Annotated in this window: 11 protein-coding genes, 4 tRNA genes and 1 pseudogene; 15 read left to right on the top strand and 1 reads right to left on the bottom strand. The window is 76.4% G+C overall.

Annotated features, from left to right (window positions below; genetic code table 11):
• Nucleotides 1–223: 223 nt before the first annotated feature.
• The 15 genes from ACGF5C_RS33720 to ACGF5C_RS33650 all read left to right on the top strand — a co-directional run bounded on the left by ACGF5C_RS33720 (nt 224) and on the right by ACGF5C_RS33650 (nt 13776).
• Nucleotides 224–436 (top strand): hypothetical protein, encoded by a 213-nt coding sequence (locus tag ACGF5C_RS33720; RefSeq protein WP_393308304.1) that lies wholly within the window; start codon nt 224–226, stop codon nt 434–436.
• Nucleotides 437–908: 472 nt separating this feature from the next.
• Nucleotides 909–2393 carry a hypothetical protein gene (locus ACGF5C_RS33715; RefSeq protein WP_393308302.1) on the top strand — a complete coding sequence of 495 codons (1485 nt, stop codon included), beginning with the start codon at nt 909–911 and terminating at the stop codon, nt 2391–2393.
• A gap of 183 nt (nt 2394–2576) precedes the next feature.
• Nucleotides 2577–2651, top strand: a tRNA-Ala gene (locus ACGF5C_RS33710).
• Nucleotides 2652–2678: 27 nt separating this feature from the next.
• Nucleotides 2679–2755, top strand: a tRNA-Trp gene (locus ACGF5C_RS33705).
• Nucleotides 2756–2775: 20 nt separating this feature from the next.
• A tRNA-Ser gene (locus ACGF5C_RS33700) sits at nt 2776–2850 on the top strand.
• 24 nt (nt 2851–2874) lie between these two features.
• On the top strand, nt 2875–4464 hold the full coding sequence (locus ACGF5C_RS33695) for an ankyrin repeat domain-containing protein (protein WP_393308300.1): 1590 nt from the start codon (nt 2875–2877) through the stop codon (nt 4462–4464).
• Between the two features lie 150 nt (nt 4465–4614).
• Nucleotides 4615–4687 (top strand) — tRNA-OTHER (locus ACGF5C_RS33690).
• 26 nt (nt 4688–4713) lie between these two features.
• Complete coding sequence (locus ACGF5C_RS33685) at nt 4714–6090, top strand: SDR family NAD(P)-dependent oxidoreductase (protein ID WP_393308298.1); 1377 nt, start codon at nt 4714–4716, stop codon at nt 6088–6090.
• Nucleotides 6087–7223 (top strand): gala protein, encoded by a 1137-nt coding sequence (locus tag ACGF5C_RS33680; protein WP_393308296.1) that lies wholly within the window; start codon nt 6087–6089, stop codon nt 7221–7223. Before ACGF5C_RS33685 ends, ACGF5C_RS33680 begins: the two co-directional genes overlap by 4 nt.
• Nucleotides 7220–9079, top strand: coding sequence for an ankyrin repeat domain-containing protein (locus ACGF5C_RS33675; protein ID WP_393308294.1), 1860 nt, complete (start codon nt 7220–7222; stop codon nt 9077–9079). Before ACGF5C_RS33680 ends, ACGF5C_RS33675 begins: the two co-directional genes overlap by 4 nt.
• Complete coding sequence (locus ACGF5C_RS33670) at nt 9076–10257, top strand: AAA family ATPase (protein ID WP_393308292.1); 1182 nt, start codon at nt 9076–9078, stop codon at nt 10255–10257. Before ACGF5C_RS33675 ends, ACGF5C_RS33670 begins: the two co-directional genes overlap by 4 nt.
• On the top strand, nt 10254–11435 hold the full coding sequence (locus tag ACGF5C_RS33665) for a VWA-like domain-containing protein (protein WP_393308290.1): 1182 nt from the start codon (nt 10254–10256) through the stop codon (nt 11433–11435). Before ACGF5C_RS33670 ends, ACGF5C_RS33665 begins: the two co-directional genes overlap by 4 nt.
• A gap of 90 nt (nt 11436–11525) precedes the next feature.
• Nucleotides 11526–12251 (top strand): FadR/GntR family transcriptional regulator, encoded by a 726-nt coding sequence (locus tag ACGF5C_RS33660; RefSeq protein ID WP_393308288.1) that lies wholly within the window; start codon nt 11526–11528, stop codon nt 12249–12251.
• Nucleotides 12248–13099, top strand: a complete 852-nt coding sequence (locus tag ACGF5C_RS33655; protein WP_393308286.1) for a sterol desaturase family protein — start codon at nt 12248–12250, stop codon at nt 13097–13099. Before ACGF5C_RS33660 ends, ACGF5C_RS33655 begins: the two co-directional genes overlap by 4 nt.
• Complete coding sequence (locus tag ACGF5C_RS33650; protein WP_393308284.1) at nt 13096–13776, top strand: lysoplasmalogenase; 681 nt, start codon at nt 13096–13098, stop codon at nt 13774–13776. Before ACGF5C_RS33655 ends, ACGF5C_RS33650 begins: the two co-directional genes overlap by 4 nt.
• Here ACGF5C_RS33650 and ACGF5C_RS33645 read toward each other — a convergent pair.
• A pseudogene (locus tag ACGF5C_RS33645) lies at nt 13727–13990 on the bottom strand (heavy metal translocating P-type ATPase); the annotation flags it as partial. The gene ACGF5C_RS33650 and the pseudogene ACGF5C_RS33645 overlap by 50 nt on opposite strands.

Raw genomic sequence — 13990 nt, 5'->3', positions numbered from 1 at the left:
AGGAGTGCAACCCCTCGAACCGGAAGCTCATTCCCACGCTCCGGCCTCCAGGACTTTCGCCCCGTTTCGTCCGTTCCGCGCTGGCAGAGAGAAAGCTACGCGTCCCTCGGGAAGATCGTCAAATCGGCGACCGGCGTCGCGCGTCACAGCCGGGACCGCAGCCTTCCGCCCGCGATCGAGGCGGGCGGCCGGCGACGCCAGTCCACGCCGACCATCGGGAGGTGTGGCGAGCGGCGCGGCCGGACGTGATGGCGGTCTGCCGCACACCCACCTGCCGATCGCCCTGGGCTGCCTCGCCGCCGGCGGCGACCTGCTGCCGGAGAAGCCGCCGGTGCTGTCCACCGCCGACACCGTGAGCTGGCTGTCGCCGGTGCTGTCCACCGCCGACACCGTGAGCTGGCTGTCGCCGGCGCTGTCCACCGCCGGAGCACCATGAGCTGGCCGTCGCCGGCGCTGTCCACCGCCGAGCACCGTGCGGCCGTCGCCCCTGCGGCGGCGGGCCCGGTGTGCCTGCCAGGTCGGCCTACAGCCCTCGGCTCGGCGGCCTCACGAGCCGACCGTCGGTTCGGGCCGGGCGGCGCGGGCGTCGTCACCGGCATCGCGACGGTCGCGGCCTGGCAGCGCCCCGACGCCTACTACACGCGGGCACCGCGGGCCGGCCCGCCTGACGCGAGTCCATATCAGACAGGAGGGTGGCGTCACCCGCCGGTACGCCGGGTGGGACTCACCCCAGAAGTAGTCGACACCTACGACGGGTCCGCGGCCGGCATGATCCGTCCCGCGAGGGCCGCCGGGCGGGTCACCCCGTTCCACTGGCCCGCGCGGCGGCGGTAGCGTGGCGCCACATCACGGCCCGTGGCGCGGACTTACCGCCGGTGTGGCGCTCGCGATCGTACGGAGGAGGGTGCATGTCCCACGGCGAGGAGCCGTTCGCGGGACGCGAGGACGCGACCTCGCGGCCGAGCTTTGACCTCGCACTGCGCGGCTACGACAAACGACAGGTCGACCGGTACGTCGAACAGGTCGACGGCGAGCGGTCGGCGCTGGCCGCCGAGCGGGAGCGGGCCTCGGGCCAGGTGCGGGAGCTGACCGCTGAGCTGCACCGGCTGCAGGCGGAAGTCGCCGAGCTGCGCGAGCGTCCGGCGCGGCCGGACCGGGCGTCCTTTCGCGACCTGGGGCCGATGGTCGACCAGATCCTGGCCCTGGCAGAGAAGCAGGCCGGGGTGATAACCGACGCCGCCGGTCAGGAGGCTGCCGAGCTGCGGGCCGAGGCGGAGCGGGCGCTCACCGAGGCCCGGGAGCACGCCGCCACGACGCTGCGGGAGCTGGCGGAGGAGGCGGAGGCCCGGCGCGCCCAGGACGAGCAGGAACACGAGGAACGCCGCGCCAACGCCCAGGCCGAGCTGGCCCGGATCCGCGAGGCGGCGGAGCGCCTGCGGGCTGCCGGCGAGGCGGCCCACGACCACGCGCTCCAGGAGGCCAAGCGGATCGACGAGCAGAGCGCCCAGCAGCTCGAACAGACCCGCGCCGAAACCGAGGCGTTCCTGACCGCGGCCCGTACCCAGATCCAGCAGGAGGTGCAGGCGGCGCGCGCGAAGACCCAGCAGGAGCTGGGCCAGTGGCAGGCCAGCGTCGAGCGGGAGATCAACGAACGGCGGTCCGCCGCCGAGCAGGAGATCACCGAGCAGCGCGCGGCGGCGGAGCGGGAGCTGGCCGGCCAGCGCACGGCGGCCGAGCAGGAGATCGCGACGTTGATCGCCGAGGCGCAGCAGTACGCGGCCACGTTCCGCCAGCGCGCCGACGAGCAGGCCGCGGCTCACCAGCAGCAGCTCGCCGCGGCGCAGCAGGGCCTCCGGGACCGGCGGGAGGCGCTGGCCCGGTTGCAGTCCGAGCTGGAGACGGCGCAGCAACAGCTCGCCCAGGCGCGGCAGGACAGCGGCAGCGCCGAGCGGGAGTTCACCGACCTGCAGCAGCGCCTCGCCGAGACCCGGCAGGAGCTGGCCGACGAGCTGCACCGGCTCGACGAGGTGCGCCGGGCCGCGGATTCCGCCGAGCAGCACGCCAAGGAGGTCCGGGCCCGGGTGAAGCGGGAGGCGAAGCGGGTGGCGGACCTGGCCGCGGCGGCGGTGATGGCGGCCGCCACTGGTGGCGCGGAGACGGCCGAGTACCCGCAGGTCGGTGCCCGCGCGCGCGGTGAGCGGCCGGCGGCGTCCGCCGTCGAGGCCGTGGGCGGCGGGGCCGGTTACGCGGCAGACGGCGTCGAGGCCGGAGCGGGCGGCGCGGCGGGGACCCCGGCCGGCGACGCGGGGCGGGCACCGGCCGACGAGGAGGGGCGGTCTCCGGGCGGCACCGTGGCGCAGCCGCCAGCGGACCCGGTGGTCGCCCCGGGCTGACGCAGCACGACGTGCTGGAGCCCTGGCCGGCGTCGAGCCCGGCGGGTCGGGAAAGTCCGGCACTCGATGGTCAGGGCGCGGGGCGAGCGTGGCCTCGTGGGCGCGCAGCGGCGGGGCGACGCCACCGACCAGGACTCGTTGCACAGCGAGGTCGCCCACAACGGTGCCCTACACTCGCTCGCGGCGGGTGGTAGCGCAGAGGTCGTCGCGTCTCCTTGGCAGGGAGGAGGACGCCGGTTCGAATCCGGCCCGTCCGCCGCCCGGGCGTCCTCCCGCCCGATCCGTGCGGGCCGTAGCGCAGCGGTCGTCGCGCCCGGTCTCCAAAACCGGGAGGACGCCGGTTCGAATCCGGCCGGTCCGCACCCCCTACACTCCCCGGCGAGCGGGTCGTAGCGCAGAGGTCGTCGCGCCCGACTGCTAATCGGGAGGACGCCGGTTCGATCCCGGCCGGCCCGCTCCCGACGGGAACGGGGACGCCGACATGGAGCGCCGACGCGAGCGGGAGCGGCAGCTGCGGCTCCTGCGGTACGCCTCGCCGCCGGGCATGGTCGCCGCCGCCACCGCCCGCCGCCGCGCCGGGGACTGGCGGGGCGCGTGCGGGGCGGCGCTGGTCGACGCGCACATCGACCTGCCGGACGTGGCCTCCCGGTACGGCGGCGGCGAGGCCGCCCGGATCGAGGGCGAGCTGCGCGGCCTCGCCCCGGACCTGCTGCGCCGCTTCCTGCCCCGCACCGACTCGCTGGCCCTCCTGCCGCGGGCCGTCGTCGTGCTCACCCGGCTGCCCGGACCGGTCCCGACCGGCGCCGAGCCGTCCGACTCGGGCGTCCCGCTGCTGGTGGCGACGCTGCCACTCACCGACCGCGCCCCGCAGCGGATCGGGCTGCGGGTCACCGACAGCCGGCGCCTGCCGCCCCGGTGGCACGACCTGCCGGGCTGGTGCTGGGACGCGGCGGCGGTCGATGCCCGCCGTTGGGCGTACGGCGCCTCGGCCGCCCGGCTCGCCTGGCACTCGCCCGACGGCCACCCGTACCCGTCCGGCGGCAGGGGTGGGCCGGCGCCTACCGGCGACCGGGCCGCGGAGGTGGAAGCCCTCGCCGCGCTGCTGGCGGCGGGACGACCGGTGGCGGCGTACGAGGCGGCCGGGTTCACCGTCGACCCCGACGAGGCCCGGCAGCACGCCGCCTGGTTCGTGGCCCCGCTCGCCGCCCACGCGCCGGCGCTGCCCGTGCTCGCCGACGAGGCCCGCCGCCTCGACCACCGCTACGGGGCGACGACACAGGTCAGCGCGGACCGCCGGCTCGCCGTCGAGGTCGCCGCCGACGGCCGACCGACCGTCCGCAGGGCGAGCTGGCGCGATCCCGCCGTCGGGCCGTGCGCCTTCGGGATACCGGGGCCGACGGACGTGGCGCTGCTGCGCCGGGGCGACCTGACGCCGGACGAGCTGCACCCGCTGGTGCACGAGGCGTTGTTTCCGGGTCGGGCGCAGGCGTGGCGGGCCGCGGTACCGGCGCCACCCGCGCCGATCCGGATCCGGTGCGGGCCCGACTGGCACGTCGTCCGCCCCGCCGACGGGCGCCTCGTCACTCCGCACCACAGCGACGGGGAACTGCGCCGGGAGTTCCTGCTCGCCGGGCTGGGCGGGCCGCTCCTGGGCTGCGCGGCGGCGGTGCGGGCCTGGCGTACCGGGGCGAGACCGGTGCCGAAGGAGATCCGCAGGCTCCGGCAGGACGTCTTCGCCCGCGCGTTGCACGGCGACACTGACGGCGTGCTCGCCCTGCTCGCCGACGGCCTCGACCCCGGGCTGCGCGACGGCACGGGCGGCAGCCTGATGCACTGGCTGTCCCACCTGGACCACGCGAGGATGCTGCCGGCGCTCGCCGCCGCCGGTCTCGACGTCGACGAACGTGACCGGGACGGCCGCACCCCGCTGCACGCCGCCGCGGTCGCACTGGACACCGAGGTGATGGCGGCCCTGCTCGCGGCCGGCGCCGACCCGGACGCCGTCGACGCGCAGGGCCGCACCCCCGCCGGACTGCTCGCCGCCGCGCGGAGGCTGACTCGCCGAGGCTGACGCGCGGAAGCCGCCGCGCGGAAGCCGCCGCGCGGAAGCCGCCGCGCGGAAGCCGCCGCGCGGAAGCCGTCGCCCGGAAGCCGCCGTGCGGAAGCCGCCGCGGCGGTAGTCGACGCGCTGTCGGTGGCCTTCGGTATGCTCCCGCGCGGCGAGGCCGTAGCGCAGAGGTCGACGCGCCTTGACAGCAAGCTGGAGGACGCCGGTTCGAATCCGGCCGGTCTCGCCGCCACCCCTTCGCGAAGGAGCACCGTGTCCGTCGACCGCGCCGAGTTGGCGGCCTGCCTGGGCGTCCTGGCCCGGCTCGACGACGCCGACCTCGACGAGGCGACCCGGCAGGAGTTGGAGCGGGCGGTCACGGCCGCCCATCGGGGGGTGAAGAAGCGCGCCAAGGCCCGCCGGGACGCCGCGACCCGGGCGGCGGACCGGGCGCTGCTGGCCGGCGCCACCCGCTTCCACACCGAGATCCCCGACGTCGCCTCGCCCGTCTCCGACCGACCCCCCGCCCCGGCGCGGAACGGCGCGGACCACGACGCGGCGGAGCGCGGGTCGCTGCGCCGGGAGCGGCACTGCTACGTGTGCAAGCTGCCCTACCGCCGGGTGGACGTCGACTACCACCAGATGTGCCCGCCGTGCGCGGCGGAGAACCGCGAGCGGCGGCACGCCCGCTGCGACCTGACTGGCCGCACCGCCGTGGTGACCGGCGGCCGGGTGAAGATCGGCTTCCACACCGCGCTCAAGCTGCTCCGCGACGGCGCCGACGTGATCGTGACGACCCGGTTCCCCCGGGACGCCGCCCGCCGCTTCGCCGCCGTGCCCGACGCGGACGACTGGGCCGACCGGCTCTACGTGCACGGGCTGGACCTGCTCGACCTGGCCGGCACGCTCGACTTCGTCGCGCTGGTCGGCCGGCGCTTCGCCGGGCTGGACGTCCTGGTCAACAACGCGGCGCAGACGCTGTACCGGCCGGAGGCGTACCACCGGGAGGTCCGGGCGGCCGAGTCGACGGCGCTGGAGGGGCCGGCGGCGCGGATCGCGATCGGCGCCGCGCCAGCCGCCACCACGGCGCGGCGGCTGCCCGCCGGGCTGGACGCGTTCTTCCCGGCCGGGCAGGTCGACGAGACGGGCCAGCCGCTCGACCTGCGCGAGGTCAACTCGTGGGTGCTCAGCGACGCCGACGTGAGCCCGCACGAGTGGTTGCAGGTGCACGTGGTCAACGCCTTCGCGCCCTTCCTGCTCACCTCCCGGCTGCGCCCGCTGATGGAGGCGAGCGTCCACCCGCAGCGGCACGTCGTGCAGGTCTCGGCGATGGAGGGCAGCTACAGCCGCTCCGGCAAGACCACCCGGCACCCGCACACCAACATGGCCAAGGCGTCGCTGAACATGCTGGTCCGCACGGTCGCCCCCGACTACCTGACCAGCGGCATCCACATGAACAGTGTGGACACCGGCTGGGTCACCGACGAGCGGCCGCACCCCGGCAAGATCGCCCAGCGTGACCTCGGGTTCCGGCCGCCGCTCGACGTGGTCGACGGCGCCGCCCGGGTCTACGACCCGATCGTCCGGGGCGTCCGCGGCGCGCCGGTGAGCGGCCAGTTCCTCAAGGACTACCGGAGCGTGCCCTGGTGACCGATCCCACGCCGGTGCGGTGCCCGGCCATCGCCGACCCCGACGCCGGGCTCGCCGACCCGGCCGACTTCGACCCGCTGCTGGTCCGCCTCTCCGTGCCGGACGCGGTGGTCGCGCCCGAGGAGTTCCCGCGCGGCACGGTGCAGCCCGACGGCCGGCTCGACCTGTGCAAGCAGGGCGTCGGCCCGGCACAGACCGCCCGGATCGTGGCCGCCGCGGTCGACTCGCCGCTGGTGCGGCACCTGCTGCTGGGCACCAACGGCCTCGGCGCGGAAGGCGCCCGGGCGGTCGCCGAGGCGCTGCGCCCGGGGCACCACCTCGAGACGCTCTACCTGGGCTGCAACCGGATCGACCCGGCCGGGGTCGACGCGCTCGCCGCCCGGCTGGCCGGCGACCACACGGTGCGGGCGCTGTGGCTCAAGCGCAACCCGGTCGGCGACGAGGGTGTCCGGCGGCTCGCCGCCGCGCTCGCGGTGAACTCCACCATCCGCACGCTGGACCTGGTCAACGTCGGGATGAGCGTACGCGGGCTGGCCGCCCTGGCCGAGGCGCTGGCCGACCGGGAGCGGCCGGTGCAGCGGCTCTTCCTCGGCGGCAACGGCTTCGGCCCGGACGCGGTGCCGGTGCTCGGCACGCTGGTCCACGCCGCCGGGGTCCGGGAGCTCTACCTGGCGGCGAACCACCTCGGGGACGCCGGCGCCGCCGCCCTCGCCGAGCTGGCCGACGGGGTGGAGGTGACGCTCGGTCTGGGCGGCAACGGGATCACCCTGGCCGGGGTGACCGCGTTGGCCCGGCACCTGGGCGCCTGGCGGGCGCTGGACCTGGCCCGGCCACCTTCGGAGCGGGCTCTCGGGGCGCGCGGCAACGTGGTCGGCGACGAGGGCGCGGCGGCGCTCGCCGACGCGCTGCCCGCCGCCCGGCTGCGCCGGCTGGACCTGCGGCGTACGGAGGTCGGTGGGCGGGGCGCGAAGCGGCTCGTCGAGGCCGTCGAGGGTCACCCGACGCTGGAGTACCTGGGCATCAACGGGGGCGTGCCGCGCCGGCAGCGTCGCCGGGCCTCGGCGCTGCTCGCCGAGCGGCCGGTCACCGCGCCGCACGAGGACATCCGGGCGATCGCGAGCGTCTACCGGTGAACCCGCCCGTCGTCGACGAGATCCGCACCTGGCAGCGTGTCCGGCGGTACGCCGTGCCGGCCGCGATGGTCGAGGCGTGCGCCGCGGCCCGGGAGGCCGGTGACTGGCGGGCCGCCTGCGCGGCCGGGCGCATGGACGTGGCGTTCGACCTGGCCGAGGTAGCCCGGGAGCACGGCCGGGCCCGTGCCGACCGGATCGAGGCGGACCTCGGCGTGCTCGCCCCGGACCTGCTGCGCTGGCACCTGCCGCGCGTGCTCGGCGGCCGCACCAGCGTCGCCACCCACCAACGGTTCGTGCTGTCCGCCGTGGACGGGCGGTTCGACGACCGCGACGTCGCGCTGGTGGTGGACACGCCGAAGACGGTCGACGGGTCGCAGCGGCTGCGGCTGACCGTCCGCCCCACACTGGGCGAGGGCTACCCCCGGCAGGACCTGCCGCCGGTCTACTGGAGCGCCGCGCACGTCGACGGGCTCGCCGGCGCGTACGGCGGCTCGCCGGGCCGGCTGCCCGGCTTGGCGGCCGACGGCACCGTCCGGCCGTTCGGGTCGTACGCGGCGGCGGCCGACCCGGGCGCCCCGGCGAGCCGGGCCGAGGTCTTCGACCGGCTGGTCGCCGGCGGCGAGATGGTCGAGGCGTGGGCGGCGGCCGGTGTCGACCTCGACCCGGAGGCCCCCGAGACCTACTACCTCAACCGCGAGGTCGCGAGCGCCGCCCGCAGCTGCCTGGTCCCGCTCGGGCTGGACGCCGAGCTGGGCCGGCTGGAGGACCGTTACGGCGTCGACCGGGTCATGATCTGGTCCGGGGGGCGGCCGGTGGCCGAGGTGCACCGGCGGGGTGACGGCACGGTGGCCGCCGCGTTCGTCGGGTACGAGCGGGAGCATTTCACCCGTCCCCGCTTCGCCGGCGTGGTCCACGAGCGGCCCGCCGACCTGGACCTGCTGCGGCACGGCCTGCTCCGCCCCGCCGAGCTGCACCCCCTCGTGCGCCGGGCCCTGTTCCCGTCGGCACCGTCCACGCCGGACACCGTCCCGTCACCTGGCGACCACCCACCGGTGCCGGCGGTACGGCTGCGCACGGCGCAGGGCGAGACGGCACGGCCGGGGACGGCCACTTCGGGGACCGTGCGGGGCGAGACGGCGCACGCCGAACAGCCGGAGACAACGGTGGACCGGCTCGACGCGGGCGTGGCCATCACGGCGCGGGCCGGAACGGCGCGGCCGAGGGTGGCCGGGCTGCGGGCGGAGGTGCCGGTGCGGTGCGGGGGTGGGTGGCACATCCTCGTCCACGGCGACGGCCGGCTCGACCCGGTGTCGCACACCGCCGAGGAAGTCGCCGGCGAGGAGCTGCTGCGCGCCCTCGGCGGGCAGTCGGCGGGCTGCTTCGCCGCCGTGCAGGCGTGGCGCGGCGGGACCGGCCGGCTGCCCCGGCCCCTGCGGGAGCTGCGGCGCGACGTGCTGCTGCGGATCCAGCACGGCGGCGCGGCGACGTTGGCCGCGCTGCTGGACGCGGGGCTCGACCCGAGAATGGGCGACGGCCGGGGCGGCACTCTGCTGCACCACCTGCGCGCGGTGGAGGACGTCTCGCTGGTCCGGCGGCTGCTCGACGCCGGCGTGCCGATCGAGGCCGGGGACCGTCGGGGCCGTACCGCGCTGCACGTGGCCGTCGGCGACGGCGGCAGCCCGGAGCTGGTCCGGGCGCTGCTGGCCGCCGGCGCCGACCCGGACGCCTCCGACGAGGACGACTACAGCCCCCGCGACCTGGCGGAGGGGAAGGCGAGCATGTACGACGACGACGGCGAGGACGTGCAGCCGGTGCTCCGGATCCGGGATGTGCTGGCGGAATGGGTCGACCGATGACGGCGGCCGTGCCGGCGCTGGCCGCCGCCGACGACCTTGTCGCCGCCACCCGCGCGTGGCGGACGGAGCCGGCCGCCGACCCGAAGGTCGAGGCGCTGGCCCTGGCGGTGTCGGCGAACCTGCCGGTGCTGCTGTGGGGCGAGCCGGGCATCGGCAAGTCCGCCACCCTCCAGCAGCTCGCCGACGGGTTGGGCCTGCCGCTGGAGACGGTCATCGCCAGCGTGCACGAGCCGTCGGACTTCGCCGGGTTGCCGATCGTCGGGGACTCCCCGGCCACCGACGGGGTGCCGATGGCTCCGCCGGACTGGGCGGTCCGGCTGGCGCGTACCGGATCGGGGTTGCTCTTCTTCGACGAGCTCTCCTCCGCGCCGCCGGCGGTGCAGGCGGCGCTGCTGCGGGTGGTGCTGGAGCGTCGGGTCGGCAGCCTCGCGCTGCCGGCGTCGGTGCGGATCGTGGCGGCCGCGAACCCGCCGACCAGCGCGGCGGACGGCTGGCACCTCGCCCCGCCGCTGGCGAACCGGTTCGTGCACCTGCACTGGACGCACGACGCGCGAACGGTCGCGCGGGGCCTGGCCGGCACGTGGCCGGCGGTGACCGTGCCGGAGGTCCGGCCCGGGCGCACCGCGACAGCGCTGGCCAGGGCGCGCGGCGCGATCGCGGGTTTCCTCACCGCCCGGCCGGGGCTGACCCACCACCTGCCCGCCGACGCCGAGGCCCGCGGCGGCGCGTGGCCGTCGCCGCGCACCTGGGAGATGGTGCTGCGGCTGCTCACCGTCCACTACGCGGCGGGGACCGGGGCGGAGGCGCTGGCGCTGGCGGTGATCGGCGCCGTGGGCGACGGCGCGGGGTTGGAGTTCGTCACCTACCTGGAGAACCTGGACCTTCCCGATCCGGAGCGGGTGCTCGCCGACCCGGCGGCGTTCCGGCTGCCGGAGCGGGGCGACCGGCAGTTGGCGTTCCTCACCGCCGTGATCTCCGCGGTGCAGGCGAAGGTCGACCGGTCCCGCTGGGAGGCCGGTTGGGTGGTGCTGGGCAAGGCGGTCGAGGCGGGCGTGCCGGACGTCGCGGCGCGCGCCGCGATGGACCTGGCGGCGCTGCGCGACACCTCGTGGCCGGTGCCGCCGGCCATCCACGCCTTCGCGGACGTGCTGCGGCTGTCGGGACGCCTGGCCGGATGAGTGCCGGCGGCGGCCGGCTGGACCGCACGAAGCTGCTCGCCGCCCGGTTCCGGGCGGCGCAGGACCGCCCCTACCTGGCCACCGCGCTCTACAGCGTCACGGTGGTGGAGTCGCCGGACGTGCCGACCATGGGCGTCGACCGGCACTGGCGCTGCCACGTCTCGCCGGGGTTCGTCGACCGGCTGCCCGTGGCCCAGCTCGCGGCGGTGTGGATCCACGAGGTGGCCCACCTGCTCCGCGACCACCACGGCCGGGCCGACCGGCGCCCCGTCGGGCAGCGGCGCGACCACCACCGGGTCAACGTCGCGCAGGACTGCGAGATCAACGACGACCTGGTGGCCGACCGGCTGCCGCTGCCGCCGGACCGGGTCGAGCCGAAGACCTTCGGGCTGCCGGCGGGCCTGCTGTTCGAGGCGTACCTGCCGATGCTGCCGCCGCAGGTGTGCGAGGCCGGGGCGCACGACTGCGGATCCGGGGCGCACGGCGTCGACCGGCCGTGGGAGCGCGACGGCGCGGGCGGCGTCAGCGCGGTGGAGGCGGGGGCGATCCGCCGGGAGACGGCCCACGCGGTCCGCGCGCACGCCCGCTCCCGGGGCACCGTCCCGGCCGGCTGGGAACGCTGGGCCGCCCAGCTGCTCGAACCCCGGGTGGACTGGCGGCGGGCGCTGACCGGCGCGGTACGCGAGGCGGCCGCTTGGGCCGGCGGCGCGGTCGACTACACCTACCACCGGCCCTCCCGACGCGCCGCGGCGACCCGCGGGGTGGTGCTGCCCAGCCTGCGCCGACCGGTGCCCCGGGTGGCGGTCGTGGTGGACACGTCGGGGTCGATGGGCGAGTCGCAGCTCGCCGCGGCGCTCGCCGAGGTCGCCGGGGTGCTCCGGGCGGTCGGCGTCGGCGGCAACCGGGTCACCGTGCTCTCCTGCGACGCGGCCGTGCACGTCGTACGGCGGGTGCACACCGTCGGCGAGGTGCGGCTGGCCGGGGGCGGCGGCACCGACATGCGGGTCGGGATCGAGGCCGCGCTGCGCGACCGACCGCACATCGTGGTGGTGCTGACCGACGGGTTGACGCCGTGGCCGGCGGCGCCGCTCGAGGCCACCCGGGTCGTCGCGGGGCTGATCGGGGCGGGCGCGCCGCTGCCGCCGTCCTGGATCACCAGCGTCACGATCGACGACTGACCCGGCCCGGTCCCGCGCCCCGCCACGGCCGTAAGCCGAGCTGGTCCAACCAGTTGACGGGTTGATGTGCGCTGCGCCACACTCATCGGCATGCACTTCGCCCCCGTCCCCCGCTCCTCCGTCTCCGACCATGTCTTCGGCCAGATCCGCGACGCGATCGTCAGCGGCTCCTACCGCCCCGAGGACGCCCTACCCGGCGAGCGGGAGCTGGCCGCCACCTTCGGGGTCAACAGGCACGCCGTCCGCGAGGCGCTGCGCCGGTTGCAGCAGCTCGGGCTGGTCCGGGTCAGCCAGGGCGACGCGACCCGGGTGCTGGACTGGCGGGTGCACGCCGGGCTCGACCTCGCGCTCTCCCTCACCCGCTTCCACGACACCCTCCCCGTCGACACCCTCGTCCGGGACATGCTGGAGATGCGGGCCTGCGTCGGGGTCGACGCGGCCCGGCTCTGCGCCGAGCGCGGCGACCCGGCGGCCCGGGCCGCGATCCCGCGGGCCGTCGAGGAGTACGCGGGGCTCGCGCCGGACCTGGCGGGGATGGCCGAGGCGACCATCGTGCTCTGGCGGCACATCGTCGCCGGCTCCGGCAACACCGCCTACCTGCTGGCCTTCAACAGCCTGGTGGCCGGCGCGCTCGCCGTCGGCGAGGTGCCACCGGAGCGGCGCGCCGCGGAACTGCTCGACGTCGCAGGCCACCGCCGGCTCGCCGACGCCATCGTCACCGGCCGGGCCTCCGACGCCGCCCGCGAGGCACGCGCCCTGCTCACCGCCCCCCTCACCACCCCCGCCGCACCGCCGAGAAGGGAAGCCCGGGCATGATCCCCGCCGTGCTCTACGCCGTACCGGCGTTCCTGCTCCTCATCGCCGTCGAGGCGCTCTCCTACCGCTTCGCGCCCGACGACGACGAACGCGGGTACGAACTGCGCGACACCGCAACCAGCCTGACCATGGGCGCCGGCAGCCAGATCATCGGCGTGCCGTGGAAGCTGCTGACGATCGGCCTCTACGCCGCCGCGTACACGGTCGCGCCGATCCAGCTCTCCCCCACCAGCGTCTGGACCTGGGTCCTGCTGTTCTTCGCCGACGACCTGGCCTACTACTGGTTCCACCGGTCCCACCACGAGGTGCGGCTGCTCTGGGCCGGGCACGTGGTGCACCACTCCAGCGTCTTCTTCAACCTCTCGACCGCGCTGCGGCAGAGCTGGACGCCGATAACGTCGATCCCGTTCTGGCTCGGGCTGGCGCTGCTCGGCATCCCGCCGTGGATGATCTTCCTTCAGCAGTCGGTCAGCCTGCTGTACCAGTTCTTCCTGCACACCGAGCGGATCACCGTGCTGCCCCGCCCCGTCGAGTGGATCTTCAACACGCCGTCGCACCACCGGGTCCACCACGGCGCCAACGCCGAGTACCTGGACCGCAACTACGGCGGCATCCTGATCGTCTGGGACCGGCTGTTCGGCACCTTCGAGCCGGAGCGCGCCCCCGTCCGGTACGGCCTGACGAAGAACATCGACACGTACAACCCGCTGCGGGTGGCGACCCACGAGTACCGGGCCATCTGGGCAGATGCGCGGGCCGCCTCGTCCTGGCGGCACCGGCTCGGCTACGTGCTCGGCCGGCCCGGCTGGCAGCCCGTCCCGCACGCGCAGCCGGTCGCCGTCCGATGAGGCGGCTCTGGCCGTTCGGCGTGGTGGCCGCCGTCGAACTGATCGGCGTCGCGGCCGACGTGACCGCCCTGCAGTGGCTGGCCAAGCCTTTGCTCGCGCCGGTGCTGCTGGCGTACCTGCTGCGGGCGCGCCGGCGCGTCGACGGGGTCGCCGTCGGGCTGGTCTTCGCCACCGCCGGGGACGTCGCGCTGCTGCTGTCCGGCCGCACCGCGTTCCTCGTCGGCATGGGGTGCTTCCTCGGCGCCCAGGTCGGCTTCCTGACCGCCTTCCTGCGGCACCGACGGCCGCCCGTCGCGGCGGTCGTCGGCTACCTCGTCTGCTGGGCGGCGGGCAACGTCGCGCTGTGGAACGCCCTCGGCCCGCTGCGGCTGCCGGTCCTCGGCTACAGCCTCGCGCTCAGCCTGATGGCCGCCGCCGCGACCGGCGTCTCCCGCCGGGTGGCCGTGGGCGGGGCGCTGTTCCTCCTCTCCGACCTGCTGATCGGGCTGGACGCCGCGGGCACCACGCTGCCCGGCCACAGCCTGGCCGTGATGACCACCTACATCGCGGCCCTGCTGCTCATCACCACCGGATGGGCCGAGGCGACCGGCCGCACGCGCGGCGCCGGCGACCGCCTCGCACAGGTGGTCACCGCCCCGGCCGTGCCGCCCTCCCGCCGGCCGGTTGTCCGGGGGTGAGCCGCACCCGGCGCAGCAGTTGCGCGTTGACCGCCACCACGACGGTGGAGGCGGACATCAGCACCGCCGCGACGGCCGGGCTGAGCGCGACCCCGGCCCAGGCCAGGACGCCGGCGGCCAGTGGGATCGCCACCACGTTGTAGCCGGCGGCCCAGGCCAGGTTCTGGATCATCTTCCGGTACGACGCGCGGGACAGCCGGAGCACGCCGGTGAC

The organism is Micromonospora sp. NPDC047620 (assembly GCF_043205005.1).
Lineage (GTDB): Bacteria > Actinomycetota > Actinomycetes > Mycobacteriales > Micromonosporaceae > Micromonospora.
This window is presented reverse-complemented; position numbering and strand designations above follow the sequence as displayed.